The sequence below is a fragment of the Vibrio mangrovi genome (genome assembly GCF_024346955.1).
GTDB classification, from domain to species: Bacteria; Pseudomonadota; Gammaproteobacteria; order Enterobacterales; family Vibrionaceae; genus Vibrio; species Vibrio mangrovi.
Genome location: NZ_AP024883.1, coordinates 778840 through 803071 on the forward strand (window position 1 = coordinate 778840; position 24232 = coordinate 803071).

The following is a 24232-nucleotide window of genomic DNA, read 5'->3' on the forward strand; positions in this document are numbered from 1 at the left end:
GGAGATAAGATGAGAAAGCTATTGCTTTGCCTTCTCTGTCTGGTTGTTCTGTCCGGTTGTTCTTCAGTTCGTAATTCCGATTCTCTGCCTCAGGGAATAACTTTGCTGGAAAGGCAGTTGCCTCAGCCCGGCCAGGTTGTCATTCCGTATTCTAAATATAAATTGAGTAACGGCCTTACGGTGATACTGTCTCCGGATCACTCTGATCCTCTGGTGCACGTTGATGTCACTTATCATGTTGGTTCAGCAAGAGAAATGCCGGGTAAAACCGGATTTGCTCATTTTTTTGAACACATGATGTTTCAGGGATCGAAGCATGTCGGGGATCAACAGCACTTTAAGCTGATTACTGAAGCGGGAGGTTCGCTGAATGGAACAACGAACCGGGATCGGACGAATTACTACGATACAGTACCTTCGAATCAACTGGAAAAAGTTCTCTGGCTTGAATCGGATCGGATGGGCTTTTTGCTTGATGCTGTATCGCAACGGAAGTTTGAGATTCAGCGTGATACGGTCAAGAATGAGCGGGCACAGAACTACGATAACCGTCCTTATGGATTGATGTGGGAAAAAATGGGAGAAGCAATGTTTCCTCAGCAGCATCCCTATTCATGGCAGTCGATAGGGTATGTGAAAGATCTGGATAATGTTGATGTAAACGACTTGAAGGCATTTTTTCTGCGCTGGTACGGGCCGAATAATGCGGTGTTAACCATTGGCGGTGATATTGATGTCAGGCAGACACTGGATTGGGTAAAGAAATATTTTGGGCCGATTCCTAAAGGACATGATGTCGGGGAGCCGAAAAAACGTCCGGTTACTTTATCGGCTGATCGGTATGTGACGATGGAAGACCGAATACAGCAGCCTATGGTTGTGATTGGCTGGCCGACTCAATATATGGGGGCGGAAAGTAAAATGACCTTTGATGTTCTGGCTCAGATCCTCGGTAACGGAAGTAACAGCTTACTCTATCAGTCACTCGTGAAACCGCAAAAAGCGTTGAGTGCCGGGGCTTTTCAAAACTGTGGGGAACTGGCCTGTACATTCTATGTATATGCAATGACTTCATCCAAAAAGAAGAATGAATTGCAGCAATTGTCTCAGGAATTACTACAGGTGATCGGAAGACTTGAGCGGAATGGTATTGAACAGTCCCGCCTGGATGAAATTAAAGGCATGGCAAAAGCCGATGCTGTGTTTGCTCTGGAAAGTGTCAGGGGAAAAGTCGCTCAGCTTGCCAGTAATCAGACTTTTTACGGAGAGCCAGATCGATTGCAGCAGGAACTGGGGGAGCTTGAAGGAGTATCTTCTGCATCAATCCAAAGGGTGCTGCAGAAATATATCATCAGTCACCACAAAGTGACGCTGAGTGTTGTTCCTCGGGGAGAAGATCATCTGGCTGTACGCCCGGCGAATTTCGTCGCACCGGAACATGTGAGCGCACCACTACATCATATTGATGATAAGGAGCTTCAATACCGGGAAGTCACTGATTCTTTTGACCGTACTGTTATTCCATCAGTCTCGGGGCCAGTGACTCCCCGAATTCCGAAACTCTATAGTGCTTATTATGAAAATGGTATTGAGTTGATGGGGACGGTTACTTCGGAGACACCGACAGTACTGGTGAATATTAATTTACCTGCAGGAAAGCGTTTTGTTCCTCAGGGAAAAGAAGGACTGGCAGAGTTAACCATCAGTCTGTTGTCTGAAGGGAGCCAACTTCACTCGGCTGAAGAAATCCAGTCGGAGCTTGATAAATTGGGATCGGTCATTTCTTTTGATACCGAAACCTATTCAGCCAGTATTACAGTGTCCAGTCTGAGCAAAAATCTGAGAAAGACTCTGGCAATTCTGGATGAAATGTTATTTCAGCCAAAGTTTGCCATACCAGATTTTAAGCGTATCCAAAATCAGATGATTCAGGGAACAGTCTACCAACATCAAAAACTGGACTGGTTAGCTTCACAGGCAACCCGACAGGTATTGTTTGGTAATTCATTATTTGCCCGGGTTAGTGATGGAACGGAAAAGTCATTGGCTGGGATCACTCTGGACGATGTGAAGACATTTTATCGTCAACATTATACGCCTCATGGGACTCAGATTGCAGTTGTCGGAGACATTTCCAAGCAGGAAGCGATTAAGTCGATTGGTCTTTTGTCTGGCTGGAAAGGTGATGATGCGCCTTTACTGGCACCGCAGATTGTCCCTGAACCGCAAGGGCAGAGAATATACCTAATTGACAAACCCGGTGCATTACAAAGTATTGTCCGTTATGTTCGTCAGGGATTACCATTTGACGCAACGGGAGAATTTTTTCTTTCTCAACTGGCTAATTTCAATCTGGCGGGTAACTTTAACAGTCGAATGAATCAGAACCTGAGAGAAGATAAAGGATATACTTACGGAACGAGCAGTACTCTGGCCGGTAACCGGGAGATCGGGGTTATTGTATTCAGTGCATCAGTGAGAAAAGGTGCAACTGTTGGCGCCATTCAGGAAATGCAAAACGAAATGACACGTTTTAGTCAGCAGGGAATGACCTCTGAAGAGATGAGGTTCATGCGTCTTGCCGTCGGGCAGCAAGATGCATTAGTCTACGAGACACCTTCGCAGAAATCCCAGCTACTGAGTGGTATTATGACATACAGTCTGGAGCATGATTATCTTCAGCAGAGAAACAGGATTGTTGCCACGGTAGGGCGGGATGTATTGAATCAACTGGCAAAAAAATGGTTCAATCCGAAGGATTATCAGATTATTGTTGTTGGAGACATGAAGACGCTGAAGCCGAAGTTAGAAAAGTTAAAATTACCCATGGAAGAGCTTGAAATCATCCATTAGAGTACACATAAAGGCAGTATATACTGTCTGCGTATCGGGCCTGACTTTTCGGACTTCGTACGACAAACCTACAAGAAGCGAATACTATTTTGACTGATTTTGCCACACGACTAAAGTTGGTTGCTCAACAACCAGATATCGTTAACGCCTTTAACCGGGGTATTGAGCGAGAGACGTTACGATATACCAAGGATGGTCAGTTAGTGCAGACACCACACCCAAAAGCGTTGGGTTCTGCGTTAACAAACCAGTATATTACGACAGATTTTGCTGAACAGTTACTTGAGTTTATTACGCCGGTAAGCCGGGATATTCCAACATTGTTTAAGCAATTATCCGATATTCATCGTTTTGCTCAGGTGACGATGGGTGAAGAAGGTTTATGGCCGATGTCGATGCCCTGCTACGTTGGTGATGAAGAGAATATCCAACTGGCTCAGTATGGTACGTCGAATATCGGCAAGATGAAGACCCTTTACCGGCAAGGACTGAAGCATCGTTATGGTAGTCTGATGCAGATCATTTCAGGGGTTCATTTTAATTTCTCATTTCCTGAAACATTCTGGGACGCTTTATATGGCCCTCAATCTGAGGATGAACGCTGTTCATCTAAGTCAGCTGCTTATCTGGGTGTCATTAGAAATTATTACCGGTTCGGCTGGTTGCTTCCTTATTTATTCGGGTCATCTCCTGCACTGTGTTCCTCATTTTTGCAGGGACGGGAAACATCGCTTCCTTTTGAGAAAACCGGGGGAACGTTGTATCTACCTTATGCCACATCACTACGTTTGAGCGATTTAGGTTACACAAATAGTGCTCAGAGTGTTCTCAGAATTGGATTTAATAGCTTAGAGCAGTATCTTGAAGGGCTTCGGCAGGCAATTCACACGCCATCAGGCGAATTTGCCAGAATCGGTGTCAAAGTAAATGATGAATACCGCCAGCTCAATAGTAACGTACTCCAGATTGAGAATGAGTTGTATGCTCCGATTCGACCAAAGCGCGTGACACAAAGCGGAGAAAAACCTTCCGATGCATTAGCCAACCGGGGCATTGAATACATTGAGGTTCGCTCACTGGATGTAAATCCATTTAGCCCGATAGGAATCACTGAAGAACAGGTTCGTTTTCTGGATCTCTTCCTGACCTGGGCGGCTTTATCAGATTCTGAGCCAATGGATGACTGTGAACTGAGCTGTTGGAGAGAAAACTGGCAAAAGGTAATTCTGGAAGGAAGAAAGCCAGGGCTAGAACTGCAAATAGGTTGTCATGGTGAGGTATTAACCTTACAGGCATGGGCCAAACGTGTTTTCAGTGAATTAAGATTAGTCGCTGAATTGATGGATGAAGCCTCGGGAGATAAAGCTTATCAGGATGTTTGTGAGCGGTTATCTACCCATATTGAGCAACCGGAAAAAACATTGTCCGGGCAGCTTCTGGAACAGATCAAACAGTCCGGAGGATTAGGTAAAACTGGTCGTGAATTGGGAGAGCACTATCGTCAGTACCATCTGAATCATGATTATCAGTATTACTCTCAGCAGTTGATGGAAGAAGAAGTTACCCGGTCAGTTGAAGAGCAATGCCAGATTGAGCAGGATGATCACTGTAGTTTTGATGAATTTTTGCAACAGTATTTTTCTTACTTGAATGTCCGGGAAGAGCAGCCAGTCCGGGCTGCATGTGAATGATGTCTGTGAATGTAGATATACTGTTGTCGTTGTAACTCCCCAATGATCTTCATATGTTGTTTTGCTGGAATCATCAGGGCTGAGGCTGCGCTACCAAATAGATAGAATTGATTCTGATTCGTAGGAATCAGTAAAAATGGAGAATCGTCATTATGCCACTATTAGATAGTTTTACGGTCGATCATACACGTATGAGTGCTCCGGCCGTTCGTGTTGCAAAGACTATGAATACACCGAAAGGTGATACGATTACGGTGTTCGATCTACGTTTCACCGTTCCCAACAAAGCTATCCTTTCTGAGAAAGGGATTCACACCTTAGAACACCTGTTTGCTGGCTTTATGAGAGCGCATTTAAACGGTGATGGTGTTGAAATTATTGATATTTCCCCAATGGGATGTCGTACAGGTTTTTATATGAGCCTGATTGGTGTTCCTTCTGAGCAGCGGGTCGCTGATGCCTGGCTGGCAGCGATGCAAGATGTGTTAAAAGTCGAAGACCAGAATAAAATACCGGAACTGAATATTTATCAGTGCGGCACGGCAGCGATGCATTCTCTGGCCGAAGCGAAAGAGATTGCCCAGTCGGTCATTGGTAGTGGTATTACCGTGAATCAGAATGATGATCTGGCATTACCTGAATCTATGCTTCAGGAGTTGAAGGTTGACTGATTTCAGTGAAGACCGGTTGCTCTGAAAAAAAGCTTGGCCTTGGCCAAGCTTTTTTGTTTTGTCGTTGTGAAAGAAGCGGTCTTATTTACTCTTTATGACTTTTTCGTCTTATTCGGAAAGACTTTGACCAGCTTGATTCTGTTTTCTTCAATATCGATTATTTCCATTGCGTGCTGGGCAACTTTGATACTGAGTTTCGTTTGAGGAATATCTTCCAGGTGCTCCAGAATCAACCCATTCAGTGTTCTTGGCCCGTTGGTCGGCAATTTCCACTTCAGGCTTTTGTTGATATCCCGAATGTTTGCACTTCCTTCAATCAGAAAACTACCATCGCTTTGTGGTGTGATTTCATCGGCAAGGCTTGGGGAAATCGACGTCGTAAACTCCCCGACGATCTCTTCGAGAATATCTTCCAGAGTTACCAGTCCATTGATATCCCCGTATTCATCGACGATTAGTCCTATTCGCTCTTTATTTCTCTGGAATTTCAACAACTGTACGTTCAACGGCGTGGATTCCGGAATGAAGTAAACTTCATCAGCCGCACGAAGTAACATCTCTTTATTGAACTCATTTTTCTCGAGCATCAGACGAAAAGGGTCTCTTAGTTTTAAAATACCCACAACTTCATCGATATTGTCCCGGTAGAGTACGACCCGGCCATGAGGTGAGTGAGTCAACTGACGGACAATTGATTTCCAATCGTCATTGATATTGATGCCTGTGATTTCATTCCGGGGCACCATAATGTCGTTGACAGTGACATGCTCCAAATCGAGGATGGACAACAGCATATCCTGATGTCGTTTGGGTATTAGCCCTCCCGCCTCATTCACCACGGTTCTGAGTTCTTCCGTGCTCAGGTGATCTTCACCATTCCGATGGGCTGATACTCCCAGAAGTTTTATAAATCCGTTCGTGATCAGATTGACGAAAACCACCAGAGGAGACATCAGCTTCATCAGGATGCTGAGGAGAAAACTACTCAGATAGGACACTTTTTCCGGATAAAGTGCAGCAAGTGTTTTCGGCGTAACTTCTGCGAAAACAAGAATAACTAGTGTCAGGACGCCGGTTGCCACAGCAACACCGAGGTTTCCACCCAGACGCATTCCCAGGATCGTTGCAATTGCTGAGGCCAGAATATTGACCAGATTGTTACCAATAAGAATCAGACCGATCAGGCGGTCAGGGCGGTTTAATAGTTTTTCGACACGTTTGGCACCTTTGTGGCCTGTTTTTGCCAGGTGCTTCAGGCGGTAGCGGTTCAATGCCATCATGCCTGTTTCTGAACCGGAGAAATATCCTGAAATGATGATAAGACACGCAAGTAGCGTAAATAAGACACCAGTTGATATGTCGTCCAAAATAAATAATTTCCTTTATTGCAGTTGATTCATTTATGGCTGAACTTTGTTTTTGTGTCAATCCATAATGTATTTCAACAAGTTAATGTAAGATAAATTCCCGAACAAACCGACTGCCGAAGTAGGCCAGGGTCAAGAGAAAAGCTCCGGCAATCGCGAACCAGGTCACTTTTCTTCCCCGCCATCCTTTATGATAGTGTCCCCATAAAAGTACGGTATACACGACCCAGGCGATGACTGATAAAATACCTTTATGGGCTTTTCCCTGAGCAAAGATTTCTTCAATGAAAATAAAACCGGTAATTAGTGTGCCGGTTAAAAGCAGATTGCCGATAAGAATAATCCGGAACAGCTGCCTTTCAATCTGAAGTAAAGGTGGGAGATTCGGATTGATTGCCAGTGATTTTTTCTTTTTGAGTTTATGATCCAGCCAGGCTAATTGCAGTGCATAAAGTGCACCGATTGTCAGTGTTGAATAGGAAAACAGCGCAAGAAAAATATGGGTCAGTAACGGGAGGTTGTCTTCCATATGGGTAATGAAACTTCCCGGAAGGTAGGATGCCGCCGACAGATTAATTGCAGCGAAGCTATAAACTACCGGAAGTATAAACCACAACCGGGTTTTCAGCATAGAGCCGCTCATAACCAGACCAATAATAAAGCTGATGAGAGAAGCAACGTTCAGAATACTCAGATTTTGTCCGTTGGGGTGAAATATCAGATCACTGAGTAACCATGCATGCAGCAGAAGTGCTGTTGCAGCACAGAACAGGACCGCCTTTGCTTTGATACCTGTCTGATTAACCAGTCCCGGAATAATGGTTGCAATAGCGAGAAAGTAAAAAAGCGAAGCAACTATTGCGATAAACTTATCCATATTTCTCATCAAAATGATTGTTAAGACGATGAATTATACATGTCTAAACGTCAATGAGCCACGGTTGGCTGCGTAATTTTGGGGGAAATGAAACAAATTGTTTACAGATAGGTTGTATTACACCGAGGCCACCAAAATATAGGGGTTAGAGTGATGGATCTGATTTCTGAACAGATATGACTATCTGCTTTGGCTAAGGTATACTCGGTCTTAATTTACAGAATTTATAGAAAGTCGCACCACCGCGAAGAGATACAGCATGTTTGAGAATTTAACTGATCGTTTGTCCAAGACACTGAAAAATATCAGTGGTAAAGGTCGTTTGACCGAAGAAAACATCAAAGAGACACTCAGAGAAGTGCGGATGGCCTTGCTTGAGGCGGACGTGGCACTTCCTGTTGTTCGGGAATTCGTGAATCGGGTAAAAGAAGGAGCTGTTGGGGTTGAAGTCTCCAAGTCTCTGACTCCGGGACAGGAATTTATTAAGATCGTTCAGACTGAACTTGAAGCCGTTATGGGCGCTTCTAATGAAGCTCTGAATTTGGCTGCTCAGCCACCGGCAGTCGTTTTGATGGCTGGTTTGCAGGGGGCAGGTAAAACGACCAGTGTCGGTAAGCTGTCAAAACTGCTTAAAGAACGGGATAAAAAGAAAGTTTTAGTTGTTTCCGCTGACGTCTATCGCCCTGCGGCGATTAAACAGCTGGAGACGTTGGCAAGTGATATCGGCATTGATTTCTTTCCTTCATCGGCAGATCAGAAACCCATTGATATCGCTTTAGCTGCGATTGATCAGGCCAAGAAAAAGTTCTACGACGTTTTAATTGTCGATACGGCAGGGCGTTTAGCCATTGATGAAGAGATGATGTCTGAAATTCAGGATCTTCATCGTGCGGTGAATCCGGTTGAAACATTGTTTGTGGTTGATGCCATGACGGGGCAGGATGCTGCAAATACCGCTAAGGCTTTTGGTGATGCGCTGCCTTTAACCGGGGTGATTCTGACAAAAGTCGATGGTGATGCCCGTGGTGGTGCTGCCTTATCTGTCCGTTATGTGACGGGTAAGCCGATTAAATTCTTAGGGGTCGGTGAAAAAACTGATGCACTGGAGCCTTTTCATCCAGATCGTGTTGCTTCACGTATTCTGGGGATGGGCGATGTCCTTTCTCTGATCGAAGACTTACAGCGTAATGTCGATCAGGAGAAAGCGCAGAAACTGGCTCAGAAATTTAAAGAGAAAAAAGGCTTTGATCTGGAAGATTTCCGTGAACAACTGGGACAGATGCAAAATATGGGTGGCATGATGGGAATGCTTGATAAGCTTCCTGGTATGGCGAACATGAAAGATGGCATCAAAGACAAAGTTGATGACAAGATGTTCAAACAGATGGAAGCAATTATCAGCTCTATGACCATGAAAGAACGTCAGCACCCGGATGTAATCAAAGGTTCCCGTAAGAAAAGAATCGCTGCCGGTTCCGGTACACAGGTTCAGGATGTCAATCGACTGCTGAAACAGTTTACCCAAATGCAGAAAATGATGAAAAAAATGCAGAAGGGTGGCATGAAGGGCATGATGAGAAATATGCAAGGAATGATGGGAGGCGGCATGGGCGGAGGTTTTAACCCATTTGGCCGATGAATATCCCTTGTTTCATACTGATGGTTAAAAAATGGCTAAAGGCCTTGCAATAGCTCGGAATAAGAGTAAAATTCCGGAGCTTTAAATTGGCACGAGACCCCAATCTGTTTTCAGAAAACAGTTTTTGGGGTTAATTTTATTATATAAGCAAGCAAAGAGGACGATATGGTAACCATTCGTTTGGCACGTCACGGCGCTAAAAAGCGTCCATTTTATCAAATTGTAGTTGCGGATAGTCGCAATTCAGCTACTGGTCGTTTCATCGAGAAAGTAGGTTTCTTTAATCCTACTGCATCAGGTCAGGAAGAAGGTCTACGTCTGGATCTTGATCGTGTAAACCACTGGGTTGGACAAGGTGCATCTCTGTCTGATCGTGTAGCTAAGCTAGTGAAAGACGCTCAGAAAGCGGCTTAATCTATCTGTAGATGACTAGTAAATGTCGATGGAAGGCAAAGACACGATGAGCGAGCGTGAAAATAAAATTGTTGTCGGTAAATTCGGTTCTACTTACGGCATTCGCGGTTGGCTTAAGGTTTTTTCCTTCACAGACAATCCGGAAAGCATTTTTGATTATAGCCCTTGGTATATTAACCGTAAGGGAGAGTGGATTGAGTACAAAATTGAAAGCTGGAAGCGCCATAACAAAGGGATGGTGGTGAAGCTGGAAGGGCTGGATGTTCGTGAAGACTCCCACCTTTTAACCAATTTTGAAATTTCAGTTGACTCTGCATCATTACCTGAACTGTCAGAGGACGAGTTCTACTGGCGAGAATTATTCGGTATGCAGGTGATCACAACAGGTGGTTACCATCTGGGTGAGGTTGTTGACCTCATGGAAACCGGCTCGAATGATGTTCTGGTTGTGAAAGCGAATCTGAAAGATGCTTTTGGACAAAAGGAACGTTTAATTCCGTTTCTTGAAGAGCAAGTGATTAAGAATATTGATCGCGAAGCTCAACGGATCGAAGTTGACTGGGATCCTGGATTCTGATTCCGGGGAACAGAGCGAGAGAGTGATGTGGGTTGGCGTAATTAGCCTTTTTCCTGAAATGTTTCGTTCTGTGACCGATTATGGAGTCACAGGTCAAGCGGTAAAAAAAGGGTTATTATCAGTTGAAGTATGGAATCCAAGAGATTTCACTCATGATAAACATCGTACTGTAGACGATAAACCCTATGGGGGTGGCCCCGGAATGCTCATGATGGTTCAGCCTTTGCGTGATGCCATTCATGCGGCGAAAGCGGCAGCTCCCGGTAAGGCGAAAGTCATATACCTTTCTCCACAGGGCCGAAAACTGGACCAAGGTGGAGTTGAAGAACTGGTGGCGAATGAGAATCTGATTCTAATTTGTGGTCGGTACGAAGGGGTAGATGAGCGTATTATTGAATCTGAAGTTGACGAAGAGTGGTCTGTCGGAGACTTTGTGATGACAGGTGGCGAATTGCCGGCAATGACAATGATTGATGCGGCCTCTAGGTTTGTCCCCGGTGTTCTTGGGGATTTCGCATCGGCAGAAGAAGACTCTTTTGCCAATGGATTGCTGGACTGTCCACATTATACGCGCCCGGAAATATTGGATGGAAAAGAAGTTCCAGCTGTATTGAAATCGGGAAATCATCAGGACATTCGCCATTGGCGACTGAAACAGTCGCTGGGCCGGACTTGGCTAAGAAGACCAGAGCTCCTGGAAAACCTAGCTCTGACTGACGAACAGGAACAGTTACTGGTTGAATTTATTCAAGAATATCAATCTAAGTAACTTCAATTAATTGAGTATCAGTTTATTCTAGGAAAATTAATAATGAGTAATATCATCAAAGCTCTTGAGCAAGAGCAAATGAAACAAGACCTGCCTAAGTTTGCACCAGGTGACACTGTTGTCGTGCAAGTTAAGGTTAAAGAAGGTGATCGTGAGCGTCTACAGGCGTTTGAAGGCGTTGTAATTGCTGTACGTAACCGTGGTCTTCACTCAGCATTTACCGTTCGTAAAATTTCGAACGGCGAAGGTGTTGAGCGTACGTTCCAAACACATTCTCCAATTGTTGACAGTATCGAAGTTAAGCGTCGTGGTGCAGTACGTCGTGCCAAGTTGTACTACCTACGCGAACGTTCTGGTAAGTCTGCTCGTATTAAAGAGAAACTTGCTAAGAAATAATGCTGTCTTCAGACATGCGTTCTCAAAAAAGCGGAGCCATATGGCTCCGCTTTTTTTATGCTTATGAGTGGGTTGGCTAATTACCCTCCGGGAATGAATACTATTCTCTGGTATCTTCGGCAACGGTTACCGGAATGGTTATCTGCTTTCCTTTACGGATAACATCGACATGAATGATTGTTCCTGGTCGGAGATCGGTAACCAGATCCATCACACTCTGACGCCCATTAATTTTTTGTCCATCAATTTTGATAATGATATCTTGCGGTTTAAAACCTGCGGAAGCTGCGGGACCATTGGGATCGACGCCTAGAACAATGATACCGCCAATATGCTCATTTCCAAGAAGCCGGGAAGCTACGGAACTGATATCCTGACCGTCTATACCTATGTATCCCCGAATTACCCGGCCGTCAGCGATAATTTTTTCCATTATTTTATTGGCTAGTTTATAGGGAATCGCAAAAGAAATACCATAGGTTTCCAGGTCGGTTGCCTGTTGAAATGAAGCCGTGTTTATTCCGACAAGTTCTCCCTGAGTATTGACTAATGCACCTCCGGAGTTACCTTCGTTAATCGCTGCATCAGTCTGAATAAACGCCTGACGACCATCAGCACTGATAGAAGAACGGCCTGTTGCCGAAATGATACCGAAGGTTGTTGTCTGGCCAAGGTTATACGGGTTTCCGATTGCAAGAACAACATCACCTACCTGAGGAGAGTACTTCTGGTTCTGAGGTATGACGGGAAGGTTGGTATCTTCAATTCTCAGGACGGCAATATCTGTTCTTCTGTCTTTACCTACAAGCTGTGCAGCAGCTACCCGACCATCCTGAAGAGCGACAATAACCTGATCAGCCTGAGCAATGACATGGTAGTTGGTAATGATATAGCCTTTCTCACTAACAATAACGCCGGATCCCAGTCCTTGCGTTGAAAGTTTAGAGCGATCATTTGCAGCGTATTTTCGGCTATAGATATTGACGACAGCCGGAGCTGCCCGACGGACGGCCTGATTGAATGTGATTTGCAATGAACCGATATTCGTTGGCTCAGGCGTTATCTTTGGCGGAAAAATATGGCTTCTCAGAGAAGGAACGGAAACAATAATAACCAGTGCGGTCACTAATCCGATTCCGACAGAACGAAGTAAGTAAGCTATCATATGCTCTCAATCCACACACTGAACCATAAAAAACATGTATATAGGGTTGAAAGAATAGCACTGTCTGAATCAATAGAAAATGGGCCCTTCTTCAGAAAGGCCCAATAATTAGATAATTAACGAATAACGAGATAGATTGTTCGATCACCACGTTGGATATTCAATGCGAGAATACTTGGCGATTTATCAAGGATCTTTCTCAATTCGGCAATATTTTTTATACGCTGACGATTCAGACCAATGATGATATCACCTTTCTTGAGTTGGTATCCTTCAGCTGGTGAGCCTTTTTCAACATTAGTGACTTTGACTCCCTGAATTGAATCACCCGAAGTTGTATTGGATAATTCAGCACCTGATAACCCTTCGTGCAGGGCTTTGGCCTGGGTTTTTGTTTCATTCTGTTCACCCAGTGTCACGTTATATGTCATACTTTTCCCGTCTCTGAGTATGCCCAGTTCCACTTTTTTACCAGCTCCCAGAGTGGCAACTTTTGCTCTGAGTTCAGAGAAAGAATCAATTTCTTTACCATTAACGGAAATAATAATATCGCCTGCTTTTAATCCTGCTTTATCCGCGGCACTATCAGGAACAACCTGGCTAATGAAGGCTCCTTTACTGGATTCATAACCCATTGCCTGCGCCAGTTCTGATGTGACCTCGCCACCCTGAACGCCAAGCATGCCGCGTTTTACTTCACCGTATTCGAGAATTTGGTCGGTGAGGTTTTTCATCATGTTGGCTGGGATAGCGAAACCAATGCCGACATTACCACCACTTGGGCCCAGTATTGCCGTATTGATACCGATAAGTTCACCTTTCAGGTTAACTAACGCTCCCCCCGAGTTACCACTGTTAATCGCGGCATCGGTCTGGATGAAATTCTCAAAGTTTTCAATATTCAGACCACTCCGCCCCAAAGCTGAAATAATCCCGGAAGTGACTGTTTGTCCCAGACCGAATGGGTTACCAATGGCAACGGCAAAATCTCCGACGCGGATTTTGTCTGAATCTGACAATTTGATTTGAGTAAGGTTTTTCGCTTTTTCCAGTTTAACCAGTGCGATGTCCGACATCTTGTCGCCACCGACCAGTTCGGCTTTATATTCACGGCCATCGTAGAGTTTGACACGGATTTTGTCAGCACCATTAATGACATGATAATTGGTTACAACATATCCTTTGTCTGCATTAATGATGACACCGGATCCTAATGCTTTAAAAGGACGTTCCTGAAGTTGCTCGGTTGGAAAGTCAGGGCCAAAGAAAAAACGGAATTGCTCCGGAAGACGCTGGTGGGAGACTTGAGTTCCCTCTACTGCGATCGATACAACCGCAGGGGTGACACTATCCAGCATGGGAGCCAGACTTGGTAGTTGTTCTCCGTTTACGGCAATCGGTAAAGCTGCCGCTGCTGGCAGCGGGGTGATGATCGAACTAATGCATAGTGATAGGGCTGTTAATGCAAGCAAAGGTTTTTTCATCTTAAAACTCCTCTTTGAAAATCGCCTGTTGGTAACTATCTGATATCTTGATATAAAAGTTTCAACAGCGTCGGTGTTTTTTTAAGACTCAAAAACCTTAGCAAAGTTCACAAAAATTTTAACTCACCTGTGCGTTGACGATATCCTTTGAGTGAATGATAGGCTTTTCTTCATCTCTCAGCATTCCTGAAGCTCCTAATGCGTAGTCTTTGGGTGGGAAATTCTGGTTTTGGGCATTTTGCGATTCAGTGTCTGGTTCTTTATGTTTGACGATTGTTTTGATAAATGGATTATCCTGCTCGGGAAGATTAGGGACGAGCTCTGAAGATGTTTTGGCTAAATGTTGATAGAGCTTGGTATAATCTTTACCAATGATATCCAGCATTTCGGCTGTTTGAGCAAAATGATCCATGAGCTCCTGTCGCTGCTGTTCCAGAGCAAACTTTGCACTGTCCAGGTCTTTTTGTAAGGACTTCTGGTTTTTATACTGGGGGGTTGTCAGGCGAGCTATAACGACACCGACGACACATCCAATCAATAAACCTACAATTGTATAGATCCAAGGCATAACAGCTCCTTATCGTTGTTATTTAACATGTTTTTTACCAAAAGGTTACACATGCTCAAAGGACATGGTACTATGACTTCTTTAGCTGATAAAGCAAAAAGCGTGTGTTGTACTACACACTTTCCTCTCTTCTTATTTTACTAGATATTTATGACACCCAGGCAACGTTACGATCAGGATTTGAAAGATAGCAACTTTCAGAAAGACGAAGCTCAGTCACTTGCTGTCGATGCTTTAGATAACCTTTATCACCGCCTTCTCGCTTATCTGGAAAGACCCGTGGAAAAAGAGTCGATAATGTCGCGTTTTTTCGGGAAAAAATCCCGGAGCATCCAGCCGCCGCAAGGATTATATTTCTGGGGTGGTGTTGGCCGGGGTAAAACCTACCTCATGGATACTTTCTATGAAGCTTTGCCGACACAGAAAAAGATGAGAGTACACTTTCACCGTTTCATGTACCGGGTTCATGAAGAATTAAAATTACTCCATGACGTGAATGATCCACTGGAGCTTGTTGCTGATAAGTTCAGATCTGAGACAGAAATTATTTGTTTCGATGAGTTCTTTGTTTCGGATATTACCGATGCAATGATTCTTGGAACGCTTTTCCAGGCTTTGTTTGCCAGGGGGATTATTTTAGTTGCCACATCGAATATTCCACCAGATAACCTGTACCGGAATGGGTTACAAAGAGCCCGTTTTCTGCCTGCCATCGAGTTGATCAAATCTCACTGCCAGGTGATGAATGTAGATAGTGGGATTGACTATCGGCTGAGAACTCTGGAGCAGGCAGAAATCTACCATTTCCCCAATGATGAACAATCGCGGAATAATCTGGAAGATTATTATCGCCAACTGATTAGTCATGAGTTGGACGTTGTTTCGGTGATTGAAGTGAATCATCGGGAAATACCGGTGCTGAAAGCCGGGCATGGGGTGTTGTTTGCAACATTTGAGCAGTTGTGCCAGACCATGAGAAGTCAGAATGACTATATTGAGATATCTCGTTTATACCATACCGTATTGCTGGCCGATGTGAAGCAGATGAATGTGTTATTAGATGATGCTGCCCGACGTTTTATTGCTTTGGTTGATGAGTTCTATGAACGCCATGTCAAATTGATCATTTCTGCTGAAGTGGCGCTGGATGAACTGTATCAAAGCGGGCAATTAACATTTGAGTTTCAGCGTTGTCGTTCCCGTCTGATTGAGATGCAAAGTCACGATTATCTGCTGAAAGAGCATTTGTCATAGTTCTTCCAGAAGATTGAAGGAATCTTGGGAGGAAAAGTGAAATTTTTGTCAGAAAAAAGATGATTTTTTCTACGCTCTTCTCTATAATCCTGCGACCCACCGTTACTGTAGGTCTGTTTTTTTTATTCAGACCGAGAGTGCCAACCACTCGAAGGGGTGATGACTGGGCTCTTAGACAGTGGGAGCATTTGCTCCTTGAAGTGTAAATTTTAAATAACGGGTTATTATTAGCATGAAAACTTTCGTTGCTAAACCAGAAACTGTAAAACGCGACTGGTATGTTGTGGACGCAGAGGGTAAAACTCTTGGTCGTCTGGCAAGTGAAATTGCATCTCGCTTACGTGGCAAACATAAAGCTGAATATACACCTCACGTTGATACTGGTGATTACATCATCGTTGTCAATGCAGAGAAAGTTACTGTAACAGGTAACAAAACAGCAGCTAAGACTTATTACCGTCACTCTGAGTTCCCTGGTGGAATCAAGTCTATCACTTTTGATAAGCTGATTGACCACAAACCAGAAATGATTATCGAGCTAGCGGTTAAAGGTATGCTTCCACGTGGTCCTCTAGGCCGTGCTATGTACCGTAAACTGAAAGTTTACGCTGGCGCTGAGCACAACCATGCTGCTCAACAACCAAAAGTACTAGACATCTAATTGGGGATTTCGAAAATGGCAGAGAATCAATACTACGGCACTGGCCGTCGCAAAAGCTCAGCTGCACGTGTTTTTATCAAACCAGGCAGCGGTAACATCGTAATCAACAAGCGTAGCCTTGATGAGTACTTTGGTCGTCCAACAGCTCGTATGGTTGTTCAACAACCTCTTGAGCTGGTTGAAATGACTGACAAACTTGATCTGTACATCACTGTTAAAGGTGGTGGTATTTCTGGTCAGGCAGGTGCTATCCGTCACGGTATCACTCGCGCTCTTATGGAATACGATGAGTCTCTACGTCCTGCTCTACGCGCAGCTGGTTACGTGACTCGTGACGCTCGTCGCGTTGAACGTAAGAAAGTTGGTCTACGTAAAGCTCGTCGTCGTCCACAGTTCTCAAAACGTTAATCGCGTTTTACATGTGGTTGCAAAAACCCGGCATATTGCCGGGTTTTTTTATACCTGCAATTTACCGGAGAGCTCATTTAGCATCGTTCGTTTTCTTTCCTGAAACCTGGTTGCCCACCAGAAAAAAGCATGAAAAAATGATAACTGTTATGGTTTTTCAGGAGAACATTTCGATGAGTAATTCATCGTTTAACAATGATCGCAGACGTTTCCTAACTGCAACCACTGCTGTTGTTGGCGGTGTTGGAGTTGCTGCTGTTACTGTGCCTTTCATCCGGTCTTTGAATCCTTCTGAAAAAGTAAAGGCGGTTGGACAGCCGGTTGAAGTTGATATCAGTAAATTGGAAGAAGGGCAGATGATGCGGGTTGCATGGCGTGGCAAACCTGTCTGGATTATCCGGCGTTCTCCTTCTGTAGTCGCTGAACTGTCCAGCCATCACACTCGTCTCAAAGACCCTGATTCGATTCAGGCACAGCAGCCTGACTATGTACGAAATGTTTATCGTTCTCTGAAACCAGAATATTTTATTGCAGTTGGTGTTTGTACGCATCTTGGATGCTCTCCGAACTATCGGCAGGATGCTTTGGGTACACAGAAGTCAGATAGAAATACCGGATTTCTTTGTCCTTGCCATCGTGCTGTATATGATATGGCCGGTCGTGTTTTAATCGGTGGGCCAGCTCCGTACAATCTTGTTATTCCCAGACATATGTATCTCAATGAACATAAAATTCTCATTGGTATTGATGAAAATGGAGAAGCGTGATGGCAGTGAAAGAGTGGTTCGAAACCCGTCTGCCTGTGATTAATTTCTGGAGAAAGCATTTTTCTCAGTATCCGGTTCCTGGAAATATCAATTTTTGGTACCTGTTTGGTTCGTTAGCTTTGCTTGTGTTGGTGAATCAGGCTGTGACCGGTATCTGGCTGACGATGAGCTATGTTCCTACGCAAGACAGCGCATTCGCTTCTGTGGAGATGATGATGCGGGATGTGGACTATGGCTGGCTCTTACGCTATATGCATACAACGGGAGCGTCCGCTCTGTTTATCGTCATTTATCTCCATATGTATCGGGGGATTATTTATGGCTCTTACCAGCAACCCAGAGAGCTGGTATGGATTTTAGGGATGCTTACTTTATCTGTAGTGATGGCTGAAGCTTTTATGGGATATCTACTTCCCTGGGGGCAGATGTCTTATTGGGGAGCTCAGGTTATTACATCTTTATTTGGTGCTATTCCTGTTGTAGGGGATGAACTGATGACATGGATCCGGGGTGACTATATCGTTTCCGGTGTGACATTGGGCCGTTTTTTTGCCTTACATGTGATTGCCTTACCCTTGATGCTACTGTTTTTGATTGTTCTCCATGTGACTGCATTACATACAGTTGGTTCGAATAATCCGGATGGAACCGAGACGAAATTGCCGAAAGGAACAATGGGGAAAGGATATAAGCCACAGTTTGATTTCCATGACGATTATACCCGAAAATATGACTTGATTAATTCAGTCCCTTTTTACCCCTATGGATGTGTGAAGGATTTATTCGGAATAAGTATTTTCTTACTCTTCTTCTGCTATATCCTGTTTTTTAGTCCCGATGGTGGCGGATACTTCTTGGAGTCGGCAAACTTTGAGGCAGCTGACCCAATGACAACGCCTGAATCAATTGCTCCTGTCTGGTACTTTACGCCTTTTTACGCAATGCTACAGGCAATACCGAATAAATTGCTTGGTGTTGTCATGCTTGGTATGTCGGTTTGTCTGCTTTTTCTGCTGCCCTGGATTGATCGATGTAAGGTTCGGTCAATTCGTTATCGCAGTAAAATTCATATGTTTAATATTGCTCAGTTTGCCGTGTGTTTTATCGGATTGGGTGCTATGGGGGCGATGAGTGCGGATTTCTCTTTTCATACCGGTCTGGTGAGGGTATTTACACTTGGATATTTTATGTTTTTTGTTCTGCTGTTTTTTTACAGTAAACGTGAGAGAACCAAGCCGTTACCTGAAGGTGTTACAGGATGAAAAAGGGAGCAGCAGGTTTATTGTTGATAGTCAGTTTTTTTAGTCTGGCCTCGGAAAATCAGCTCTATTTTGAACCGATCAGTATGAATTCTTCAGATCCTGACTCATTACGGCGTGGCGTGAAGTTGTACTCAGATTACTGTCTGGGATGCCATGGACTTCAGTATCAGCGATATGGTCGTATTAAACAGGATCTGAAACTGACCGAACCTCAGATGATCAAATATTTTGGACCGGATTTTAAGAATAGTGATGTCATCGACGGTACGATTTCTGAAAAGGCAGGCCGGAAATGGTTCGGCGTTTCACCTCCGGATTTGACACTGGTCACCCGTTTGCGGGGAGATAGCTGGGTTTATAATTATCTGCGGGCTTTCTATGTGGATCCCTCCCGCCCTTTTGGGGTGAATAATTTCATTTATCCACAGACCAGCATGCCTCATGTTCTTGAACCGCTTCAAGGAATGCCTTCGCCTGTTTATGAGCAGCTTTTTTCTAACGGAGAGGAAAAGATCATTGTGACAGGAACGTCCAGTGGTGGGAGCGGGAAACTGTCCCCGAAAGAATATGATCGGGCGATTCAGGATCTGGTTCATTTTCTGGATTATGTGAGTGAACCTTCGAAACTGGAGCGGCGTTCACTAGGATGGTGGGTGATAGGCTTCTTGCTTTTGTTGACAATGATTGTTTGGGCGTTGAAGAAAGAGTATTGGCGTGATGTGCACTAATTATGCTACCATAGCTTGCTGTTTGTCAGAGTTTTGAATCATCAATGGAGGCTTGCCTCCATTGTTTTTATTATTATGTGTGCTGGAGGGTTCCATGGCTGTTGCTGCCAATAAACGTTCTGTGATGACTTTATTTTCAAGTGCTTCAGATATGTATAGTCATCAGGTAAGAATTGTTCTGGCTGAGAAAGGTGTGAGTGTTGAGGTAGAGTTAGTCGATGAATCAAACTTACCTGCGGAACTGACAGAGTTAAATCCATACAAGTCGGTACCGACGCTTGTGGATCGCGAACTTGCACTTTATGACTCAAAAATCATTATGGAATATCTGGATGAGCGTTTTCCACATCCGCCATTGATGCCGGTTTACCCTGTAGCACGCGGTAATAGCCGCCTGATGGTTTATCGTATTGAGCGGAACTGGTATTCGCTGGCAGACAAAATTATGAATGGTTCTGCAGGTGAAGCAGACGCGGCAAGAAGTAAGTTACAGAACGATTTGCTGACACTGGCGCCTGTCTTTGCTGAATTTGAGTATTTTATGAGTGAAGAATTCAGTCTGGTGGATTGTTATCTTGCTCCGTTGTTGTGGCGTTTACCTGTATTGGGAATTGATCTGGTTGGCCCTGGTTCAAAAGAGCTGAAAGTTTATATGAACCGTGTCTTTGAACGGGATTCATTCCTTGCTTCTTTGACTGAAACCGAGCGTGAGATGCGTTTATCTCGTTAATTCGGGTAGGATGTACGACTCATGGATAAAATGACTCCTCGTCGCCCGTATATGCTGCGGGCTTTTTATGACTGGTTGTTAGAGAACGATTTAACACCTCATTTGGTTGTTGATGCGACGCTTCCCGGTGTTCGGGTTCCTGTCGAGTTTATTCAGGATGGGCAAATTATTCTGAATATCGCACCAAGAGCTGTCGGTAATCTTGAGTTGGGTAATGATGCCATTATGTTCAATGCCCGCTTTGGAGGAAGCCCTCACTCTGTGATTGTTCCTGTTTATGCTGTTCAGGCAATCTATGCGCGTGAAAATGGTGCGGGAACAATGTTTGAGCCGGAGGATTCATATATTCGACAGCTTGAACAGGCCCAGGAACCAGAAGCGCTTTTGAGCACAGAAGACGTTCCTGAAATTGATGACGAAGATTCGGTTTCTCCTGATGATGAGCCACCCCGGCCCAGAGGAAAACCCAGTCTGAGAGTTGTAAAATAGTTTGATTTCAATTCGGTTATAAATCGACTAAAACAAAAAGCAGCCTAGGCTGCTTTTTGTTTTATATGACCAGAAAAATATAAATGATCATGGTTTCTTGATAATTGTTCCATATTGGAATGCTTTGATAACCCGTTTAACTCCAGAGATATTTCGCGCCACTTCCGCGGCCCGGTTTCCATGTTCAGGTGTAACATAGCCAAATAAGAAAACTTCTTTATCTTCAGTGATCACTTTAATTTTTACACCATTTAGCTGACTGTCTGTCAGCAGGGACGATTTGACTTTGGTTGTAAGCCAACTGTCCTGGCTGATGTCAGCAGTACTTAATGGCTGGCGAATCCTGACCTGATCATGAACTTCTCTGACGCCTTTAATTTGACTGACATCCTGTTCTAATGACTTCAAAAGTTCGGGATCCTGTGACTGTCCCATCAGGATAACCGTACCGCGGAAAGAATTGGATACAATCCGGGTCTTTCCGCGATAAGGTGGCTTTCTGATTAAGCCGGTTATTTCAGATTCAATGTAGTTGTCATCCCAAATTTCCTGGGTTGTCCGGGGATCTGTCACAATATTGGCTGTTGTCGCTGCGCCGGCAATAAACAACCCAACACATCCAGACAACATAACAGCAAGAGATAACGTAATCAGAATGGTTAAGTTTTTCATGATTTACTCTTCATGGGCTGGAAATAAAACCTGGTCGATCAGATCACATAGACAGTGTAATGTGACCATATGAACTTCGTGAATTCGGGCTGTCCGGAGGGAAGGAATCCGGATTTCTACGTCATTTTCTCCTAACAGGCCAGCCATCTCTCCGCCATCTTTTCCTGTCAGAGCAATAATCGTCATGTCCCGGGTTACTGCTGCTTCCATTGCTTTAATAATATTTTTACTGTTACCGCTGGTTGAGATGGCAAGCAGGATATCATTGGCCTGTCCAAATGCTCTGACTTGCTTAGAAAAAATCTCCTGATAGTGGTAATCGTTGGCGACGGCTGTCATGGTTGTGTTGTCTGCTGTCAACGCCAGTGCCGGAAGACTGGGGCGCTCGGTTTCGAAACGGTTGAGCAGACAAGAAGCAAACTGCTGAGCATTTGCCGATGAACCTCCATTGCCGCAACAAAGGATTTTGTTACCGTTCAACAGACTGGCAACCATAGCCTGAGCTGCATGTGTAATCGCATCCGGTAATGCTTCTGCGGCGGCAATCTGAATTTGTATACTTTCAGTAAAACTAGCTTTAATGCTGTCGAGCATGGATTATCCCTGCGTTATTGCATTTTGGAACCAATCGATGTCATGGCCATCCTGATGAATGGCGATAACGTCGAAACGAAAATCTGTGTCATAAGGTGATAAACCTTGTTTTAGCAGCCAGAACTGAGCAGTTTGAATCAATTTTTTTGTTTTTGTCGGTGTTACTGCTTCGGCAGCATGACCATAATGGCGATTCTTTCTGTACTTTACTTCAACAAACACAGTTGTTTGCCGATCGCGCATAATGAGATCAATTTCACCTGCGCGACATGAAAAATTTTGGGTAATCAATTGTAATCCACGCCCAAGCAAAAAGTCAGCAGCAGCCTGTTCATAATGATACCCGATAGCCCGATGGCTAGAGTGATCCATATTCTCCCCAGCTCAACTCTTGCTGAACGATACATTGTGAGTCAATACTGAGTGTTCCGGTCTGCCCTTGAACCTGATAACCTTCAACAGCTTTCATCTGGGAAAGTGATGACATTAAGGTATAGGCATCCATTCCCATAGCTTTCAAACGTTTTTCTGCATTTGAATCTTTTGGCCACAGCGTTTCCATTTGCTCTTTCACTGTCGCCTGAGGCTGGATAAGCAGCGGTATATCACTGAATGTCACACCACTGAGATCTTCATACTGGTTATTGCTATTGCTCCGGGAACTTGAGAACAGCTTCGGCTGGGTCGTGTCCGGATTAATGGCCACTTCAATAAAGGGCTTAAGCAGTGTGAGCTCAGCACTGTTGGCAACAATGTATACTGCATCAATATCTCGCCGGCTCCGGGGCTGACTTTCCAGCTTCATATCAAGCAATGATTCCATCTGAGCAATATTTTTCTGACTACTTTGCAGTCCAAAAACAGCATTGATGTCTTTTTGCAACTGACGTTTTTCTCCGAACAGGCTGACAGTAAGCGGGTGCTTACTATACTTCAGCCACTCCTGCCGGAATGCATCTGCTACTCTTTCACCATAGCTTCCCTGAGGTGCAAGTATCAGAGGATACTGATAGCCGAGTCTGAACAGGTGCTTAGCCGCCTGGCTGGCTTCCTGTTCAGGAGAAAGAGCAAAGTAACAGGTCCCTGGGGCTGAGTCTATTTCTTCCGGAATATTCAGGGCCAGCATTGGAATTTGATGGTTTTTCTGCTTTTCGATTTGTTTTAATTGAGTAATATCTTCTTTGATGAGTGGGCCAACAACAAAGTCGATATGCTTTTGCATCAGTTGATCTACGGTTTCCGGTAATGGTTGTTCATGTGTATCAATGACATTCAGTGTCATATCCGTACCTCTGTCACGATCATTCATCATCGCGAACATAAAGCCGTCCCGGATCAGTTGAGCCTGTTGGGAAAACTTACCACTCAGTGGCAGAAGCAGGGCTGTTCTCTTGGGCGTTGTAATTTTCATTGCCAGGACAGCCTTAACTGCCCCCGGTATGTGAAGTGCAGCAGGATGTTTACTGTTTTCTGCGAGCCATTTTTCCAGAGTATTCTTGAGTTGTGCCAGATCACTATCCAGCGTTTTCATGTAAATTGCGAGCTGAAGCCAGCCGGCTAATTCATCTTCATCTGAGGCAACTTCTAATTCGGTAACCTCAGTGGCTGAGTAATGAGACAGAGTTTGCCAGATTTGACGGGCAACTCTGGGCTGTACATTCTGAGCACTTAAATCGTAAACTTCGACTAAAGCTCGGGTTGCATCAAACCATTGTTCCAATCCCATAAAAATATCAGCTTTAGTCTGATAGAATGCCAGCCATTGAGCATCGGGAAGTTTCCACCAGGGTTTGAAAGCAAACTGTTTGAGTGCTGCTTCATCCTGATTGCGGTTCAGAAGGAGTCTGGCCCGGGAAAGCTGCCACTCTGCCTGTTGCGTTTCTGTCAGATCTTGCTTGGTCAACCGGAATAACAGCAGATTAGCCTGGGCAGCCTGATTTTCTTTAACGGCAGCTTTTAGTGCCATAATCAGCCAGTCGTTTTGTATCGAACCCTCACTGCTGTCTGCTCTCATCAGATAGTCCTGAGCACTTTGTGTCGGGCTTTGGGTAATATCCACACGATTAGAAACAGTTGGGTTGGAAGCACATGCCGCAAGAAGTGTCGTTAATGTAATCTGAGCAATTAGGCGTGCTACATTGAGTCTGTTATGCTTTTTCTGAGCCATGAGCTGTTAATTATTCCGGTAAAATTGTC

25 protein-coding genes are annotated in these 24232 nt (G+C 44.3%); 16 read left to right on the top strand and 9 right to left on the bottom strand.

Annotated elements, in window-relative coordinates:
- Positions 1-9 precede the first annotated feature (9 nt).
- The 3 genes from OCU74_RS03490 (at position 10) to luxS (ending at position 5215) form a co-directional block, all read left to right on the top strand.
- Positions 10-2853: a M16 family metallopeptidase gene (locus tag OCU74_RS03490; RefSeq protein WP_087480265.1), complete on the top strand. Its 2844-nt coding sequence runs from the start codon at positions 10-12 to the stop codon at positions 2851-2853.
- Positions 2854-2942: 89 nt separating this feature from the next.
- The gene (gene gshA / locus OCU74_RS03495; RefSeq protein WP_087480266.1) at positions 2943-4544 is read left to right on the top strand and encodes a glutamate--cysteine ligase; all 1602 of its coding nucleotides are present in this window, start codon (positions 2943-2945) and stop codon (positions 4542-4544) included.
- A 152-nt stretch (positions 4545-4696) separates the two neighbouring features.
- Complete coding sequence (luxS, locus tag OCU74_RS03500) at positions 4697-5215, top strand: S-ribosylhomocysteine lyase (protein ID WP_087480267.1); 519 nt, start codon at positions 4697-4699, stop codon at positions 5213-5215.
- Between the two features lie 92 nt (positions 5216-5307).
- Here the strand turns inward: luxS and OCU74_RS03505 are convergent, their stop codons facing one another.
- Positions 5308-6582 (bottom strand): HlyC/CorC family transporter, encoded by a 1275-nt coding sequence (locus OCU74_RS03505; RefSeq protein WP_087480268.1) that lies wholly within the window; start codon positions 6580-6582, stop codon positions 5308-5310.
- Between the two features lie 82 nt (positions 6583-6664).
- The gene (locus tag OCU74_RS03510) at positions 6665-7459 is read right to left on the bottom strand and encodes a cytochrome C assembly family protein (protein WP_087480269.1); all 795 of its coding nucleotides are present in this window, start codon (positions 7457-7459) and stop codon (positions 6665-6667) included.
- A gap of 259 nt (positions 7460-7718) precedes the next feature.
- Here OCU74_RS03510 and ffh point away from each other — a divergent pair, with 259 nt between their 5' ends.
- The 5 genes from ffh to rplS all read left to right on the top strand — a co-directional run bounded on the left by ffh (position 7719) and on the right by rplS (position 11254).
- Positions 7719-9098 (top strand): signal recognition particle protein, encoded by a 1380-nt coding sequence (ffh, locus tag OCU74_RS03515; protein ID WP_087480270.1) that lies wholly within the window; start codon positions 7719-7721, stop codon positions 9096-9098.
- 165 nt (positions 9099-9263) lie between these two features.
- A complete protein-coding gene (gene rpsP / locus OCU74_RS03520; RefSeq protein WP_087480271.1) occupies positions 9264-9512 on the top strand; it encodes a 30S ribosomal protein S16 in 249 nt (82 codons plus the stop codon).
- Between the two features lie 22 nt (positions 9513-9534).
- Entirely contained in the window at positions 9535-10089 is a 555-nt protein-coding gene (gene rimM / locus OCU74_RS03525) for a ribosome maturation factor RimM (RefSeq protein ID WP_087480272.1), read from the top strand.
- A 25-nt stretch (positions 10090-10114) separates the two neighbouring features.
- Positions 10115-10858, top strand: coding sequence for a tRNA (guanosine(37)-N1)-methyltransferase TrmD (gene trmD / locus OCU74_RS03530; RefSeq protein ID WP_087480273.1), 744 nt, complete (start codon positions 10115-10117; stop codon positions 10856-10858).
- Between the two features lie 42 nt (positions 10859-10900).
- Positions 10901-11254 carry a 50S ribosomal protein L19 gene (rplS, locus tag OCU74_RS03535; RefSeq protein WP_087480274.1) on the top strand — a complete coding sequence of 118 codons (354 nt, stop codon included), beginning with the start codon at positions 10901-10903 and terminating at the stop codon, positions 11252-11254.
- 100 nt (positions 11255-11354) lie between these two features.
- On the opposite strand, the gene degS is transcribed toward rplS, so the two are convergent.
- The 3 genes from degS to zapG all read right to left on the bottom strand — a co-directional run bounded on the left by degS (position 11355) and on the right by zapG (position 14471).
- Positions 11355-12419 carry an outer membrane-stress sensor serine endopeptidase DegS gene (gene degS / locus OCU74_RS03540; protein WP_087480275.1) on the bottom strand — a complete coding sequence of 355 codons (1065 nt, stop codon included), beginning with the start codon at positions 12417-12419 and terminating at the stop codon, positions 11355-11357.
- Between the two features lie 116 nt (positions 12420-12535).
- Positions 12536-13903, bottom strand: a complete 1368-nt coding sequence (locus OCU74_RS03545) for a Do family serine endopeptidase (protein ID WP_087480276.1) — start codon at positions 13901-13903, stop codon at positions 12536-12538.
- Between the two features lie 118 nt (positions 13904-14021).
- The gene (gene zapG / locus OCU74_RS03550; protein ID WP_087480277.1) at positions 14022-14471 is read right to left on the bottom strand and encodes a Z-ring associated protein ZapG; all 450 of its coding nucleotides are present in this window, start codon (positions 14469-14471) and stop codon (positions 14022-14024) included.
- Positions 14472-14621: 150 nt separating this feature from the next.
- On the opposite strand from zapG, the gene zapE reads away from it, so the two are divergent.
- The 8 genes from zapE to sspB all read left to right on the top strand — a co-directional run bounded on the left by zapE (position 14622) and on the right by sspB (position 20770).
- Complete coding sequence (gene zapE / locus OCU74_RS03555; RefSeq protein WP_087480278.1) at positions 14622-15725, top strand: cell division protein ZapE; 1104 nt, start codon at positions 14622-14624, stop codon at positions 15723-15725.
- Positions 15726-15957: 232 nt separating this feature from the next.
- Positions 15958-16386 carry a 50S ribosomal protein L13 gene (rplM, locus tag OCU74_RS03560; protein WP_087480279.1) on the top strand — a complete coding sequence of 143 codons (429 nt, stop codon included), beginning with the start codon at positions 15958-15960 and terminating at the stop codon, positions 16384-16386.
- A 15-nt stretch (positions 16387-16401) separates the two neighbouring features.
- Positions 16402-16794, top strand: coding sequence for a 30S ribosomal protein S9 (gene rpsI / locus OCU74_RS03565; RefSeq protein WP_038183163.1), 393 nt, complete (start codon positions 16402-16404; stop codon positions 16792-16794).
- 173 nt (positions 16795-16967) lie between these two features.
- A complete protein-coding gene (gene petA / locus OCU74_RS03570) occupies positions 16968-17561 on the top strand; it encodes a ubiquinol-cytochrome c reductase iron-sulfur subunit (protein WP_087480726.1) in 594 nt (197 codons plus the stop codon).
- On the top strand, positions 17561-18823 hold the full coding sequence (locus tag OCU74_RS03575) for a cytochrome b (protein ID WP_390623639.1): 1263 nt from the start codon (positions 17561-17563) through the stop codon (positions 18821-18823). Before petA ends, OCU74_RS03575 begins: the two co-directional genes overlap by 1 nt.
- Positions 18820-19551, top strand: a complete 732-nt coding sequence (locus OCU74_RS03580) for a cytochrome c1 (protein WP_087480281.1) — start codon at positions 18820-18822, stop codon at positions 19549-19551. The genes OCU74_RS03575 and OCU74_RS03580 overlap by 4 nt, the downstream gene beginning before the upstream one ends.
- A gap of 94 nt (positions 19552-19645) precedes the next feature.
- Positions 19646-20281, top strand: coding sequence for a stringent starvation protein SspA (gene sspA, locus OCU74_RS03585; protein WP_087480282.1), 636 nt, complete (start codon positions 19646-19648; stop codon positions 20279-20281).
- Between the two features lie 30 nt (positions 20282-20311).
- Positions 20312-20770 carry a ClpXP protease specificity-enhancing factor gene (sspB, locus tag OCU74_RS03590; RefSeq protein WP_390623646.1) on the top strand — a complete coding sequence of 153 codons (459 nt, stop codon included), beginning with the start codon at positions 20312-20314 and terminating at the stop codon, positions 20768-20770.
- Between the two features lie 87 nt (positions 20771-20857).
- On the opposite strand, the gene OCU74_RS03595 is transcribed toward sspB, so the two are convergent.
- From OCU74_RS03595 to OCU74_RS03610, 4 genes are read right to left on the bottom strand one after another with little or no spacing between them, the layout of a single operon-like run.
- Complete coding sequence (locus tag OCU74_RS03595) at positions 20858-21442, bottom strand: BON domain-containing protein (RefSeq protein ID WP_087480284.1); 585 nt, start codon at positions 21440-21442, stop codon at positions 20858-20860.
- A 3-nt stretch (positions 21443-21445) separates the two neighbouring features.
- Positions 21446-22036: a phosphoheptose isomerase gene (locus tag OCU74_RS03600; protein WP_087480285.1), complete on the bottom strand. Its 591-nt coding sequence runs from the start codon at positions 22034-22036 to the stop codon at positions 21446-21448.
- Between the two features lie 3 nt (positions 22037-22039).
- Positions 22040-22408, bottom strand: a complete 369-nt coding sequence (locus OCU74_RS03605) for a YraN family protein (protein ID WP_087480286.1) — start codon at positions 22406-22408, stop codon at positions 22040-22042.
- Complete coding sequence (locus OCU74_RS03610; RefSeq protein WP_087480287.1) at positions 22395-24203, bottom strand: penicillin-binding protein activator; 1809 nt, start codon at positions 24201-24203, stop codon at positions 22395-22397. The genes OCU74_RS03605 and OCU74_RS03610 overlap by 14 nt, the downstream gene beginning before the upstream one ends.
- Between the last annotated feature and the right edge of the window lie 29 nt (positions 24204-24232).

What these genes read in the sequence shown, in the direction of transcription:
- OCU74_RS03490 (WP_087480265.1), top strand. Translation starts at nt 10, where the DNA reads ATGAGAAAGCTATTGCTTTGCCTTCTCTGTCTGGTTGTTCTGTCCGGT.
- luxS (WP_087480267.1), top strand. Translation starts at nt 4,697, where the DNA reads ATGCCACTATTAGATAGTTTTACGGTCGATCATACACGTATGAGTGCT.
- OCU74_RS03510 (WP_087480269.1), bottom strand. Translation starts at nt 7,459, where the DNA reads ATGGATAAGTTTATCGCAATAGTTGCTTCGCTTTTTTACTTTCTCGCT.
- ffh (WP_087480270.1), top strand. Translation starts at nt 7,719, where the DNA reads ATGTTTGAGAATTTAACTGATCGTTTGTCCAAGACACTGAAAAATATC.
- rpsP (WP_087480271.1), top strand. Translation starts at nt 9,264, where the DNA reads ATGGTAACCATTCGTTTGGCACGTCACGGCGCTAAAAAGCGTCCATTT.
- rimM (WP_087480272.1), top strand. Translation starts at nt 9,535, where the DNA reads ATGTCGATGGAAGGCAAAGACACGATGAGCGAGCGTGAAAATAAAATT.
- trmD (WP_087480273.1), top strand. Translation starts at nt 10,115, where the DNA reads ATGTGGGTTGGCGTAATTAGCCTTTTTCCTGAAATGTTTCGTTCTGTG.
- rplS (WP_087480274.1), top strand. Translation starts at nt 10,901, where the DNA reads ATGAGTAATATCATCAAAGCTCTTGAGCAAGAGCAAATGAAACAAGAC.
- degS (WP_087480275.1), bottom strand. Translation starts at nt 12,419, where the DNA reads ATGATAGCTTACTTACTTCGTTCTGTCGGAATCGGATTAGTGACCGCA.
- OCU74_RS03545 (WP_087480276.1), bottom strand. Translation starts at nt 13,903, where the DNA reads ATGAAAAAACCTTTGCTTGCATTAACAGCCCTATCACTATGCATTAGT.
- zapG (WP_087480277.1), bottom strand. Translation starts at nt 14,471, where the DNA reads ATGCCTTGGATCTATACAATTGTAGGTTTATTGATTGGATGTGTCGTC.
- zapE (WP_087480278.1), top strand. Translation starts at nt 14,622, where the DNA reads ATGACACCCAGGCAACGTTACGATCAGGATTTGAAAGATAGCAACTTT.
- rplM (WP_087480279.1), top strand. Translation starts at nt 15,958, where the DNA reads ATGAAAACTTTCGTTGCTAAACCAGAAACTGTAAAACGCGACTGGTAT.
- rpsI (WP_038183163.1), top strand. Translation starts at nt 16,402, where the DNA reads ATGGCAGAGAATCAATACTACGGCACTGGCCGTCGCAAAAGCTCAGCT.
- petA (WP_087480726.1), top strand. Translation starts at nt 16,968, where the DNA reads ATGAGTAATTCATCGTTTAACAATGATCGCAGACGTTTCCTAACTGCA.
- OCU74_RS03575 (WP_390623639.1), top strand. Translation starts at nt 17,561, where the DNA reads ATGGCAGTGAAAGAGTGGTTCGAAACCCGTCTGCCTGTGATTAATTTC.
- OCU74_RS03580 (WP_087480281.1), top strand. Translation starts at nt 18,820, where the DNA reads ATGAAAAAGGGAGCAGCAGGTTTATTGTTGATAGTCAGTTTTTTTAGT.
- sspA (WP_087480282.1), top strand. Translation starts at nt 19,646, where the DNA reads ATGGCTGTTGCTGCCAATAAACGTTCTGTGATGACTTTATTTTCAAGT.
- sspB (WP_390623646.1), top strand. Translation starts at nt 20,312, where the DNA reads ATGACTCCTCGTCGCCCGTATATGCTGCGGGCTTTTTATGACTGGTTG.
- OCU74_RS03595 (WP_087480284.1), bottom strand. Translation starts at nt 21,442, where the DNA reads ATGAAAAACTTAACCATTCTGATTACGTTATCTCTTGCTGTTATGTTG.
- OCU74_RS03600 (WP_087480285.1), bottom strand. Translation starts at nt 22,036, where the DNA reads ATGCTCGACAGCATTAAAGCTAGTTTTACTGAAAGTATACAAATTCAG.
- OCU74_RS03605 (WP_087480286.1), bottom strand. Translation starts at nt 22,408, where the DNA reads ATGGATCACTCTAGCCATCGGGCTATCGGGTATCATTATGAACAGGCT.
- OCU74_RS03610 (WP_087480287.1), bottom strand. Translation starts at nt 24,203, where the DNA reads ATGGCTCAGAAAAAGCATAACAGACTCAATGTAGCACGCCTAATTGCT.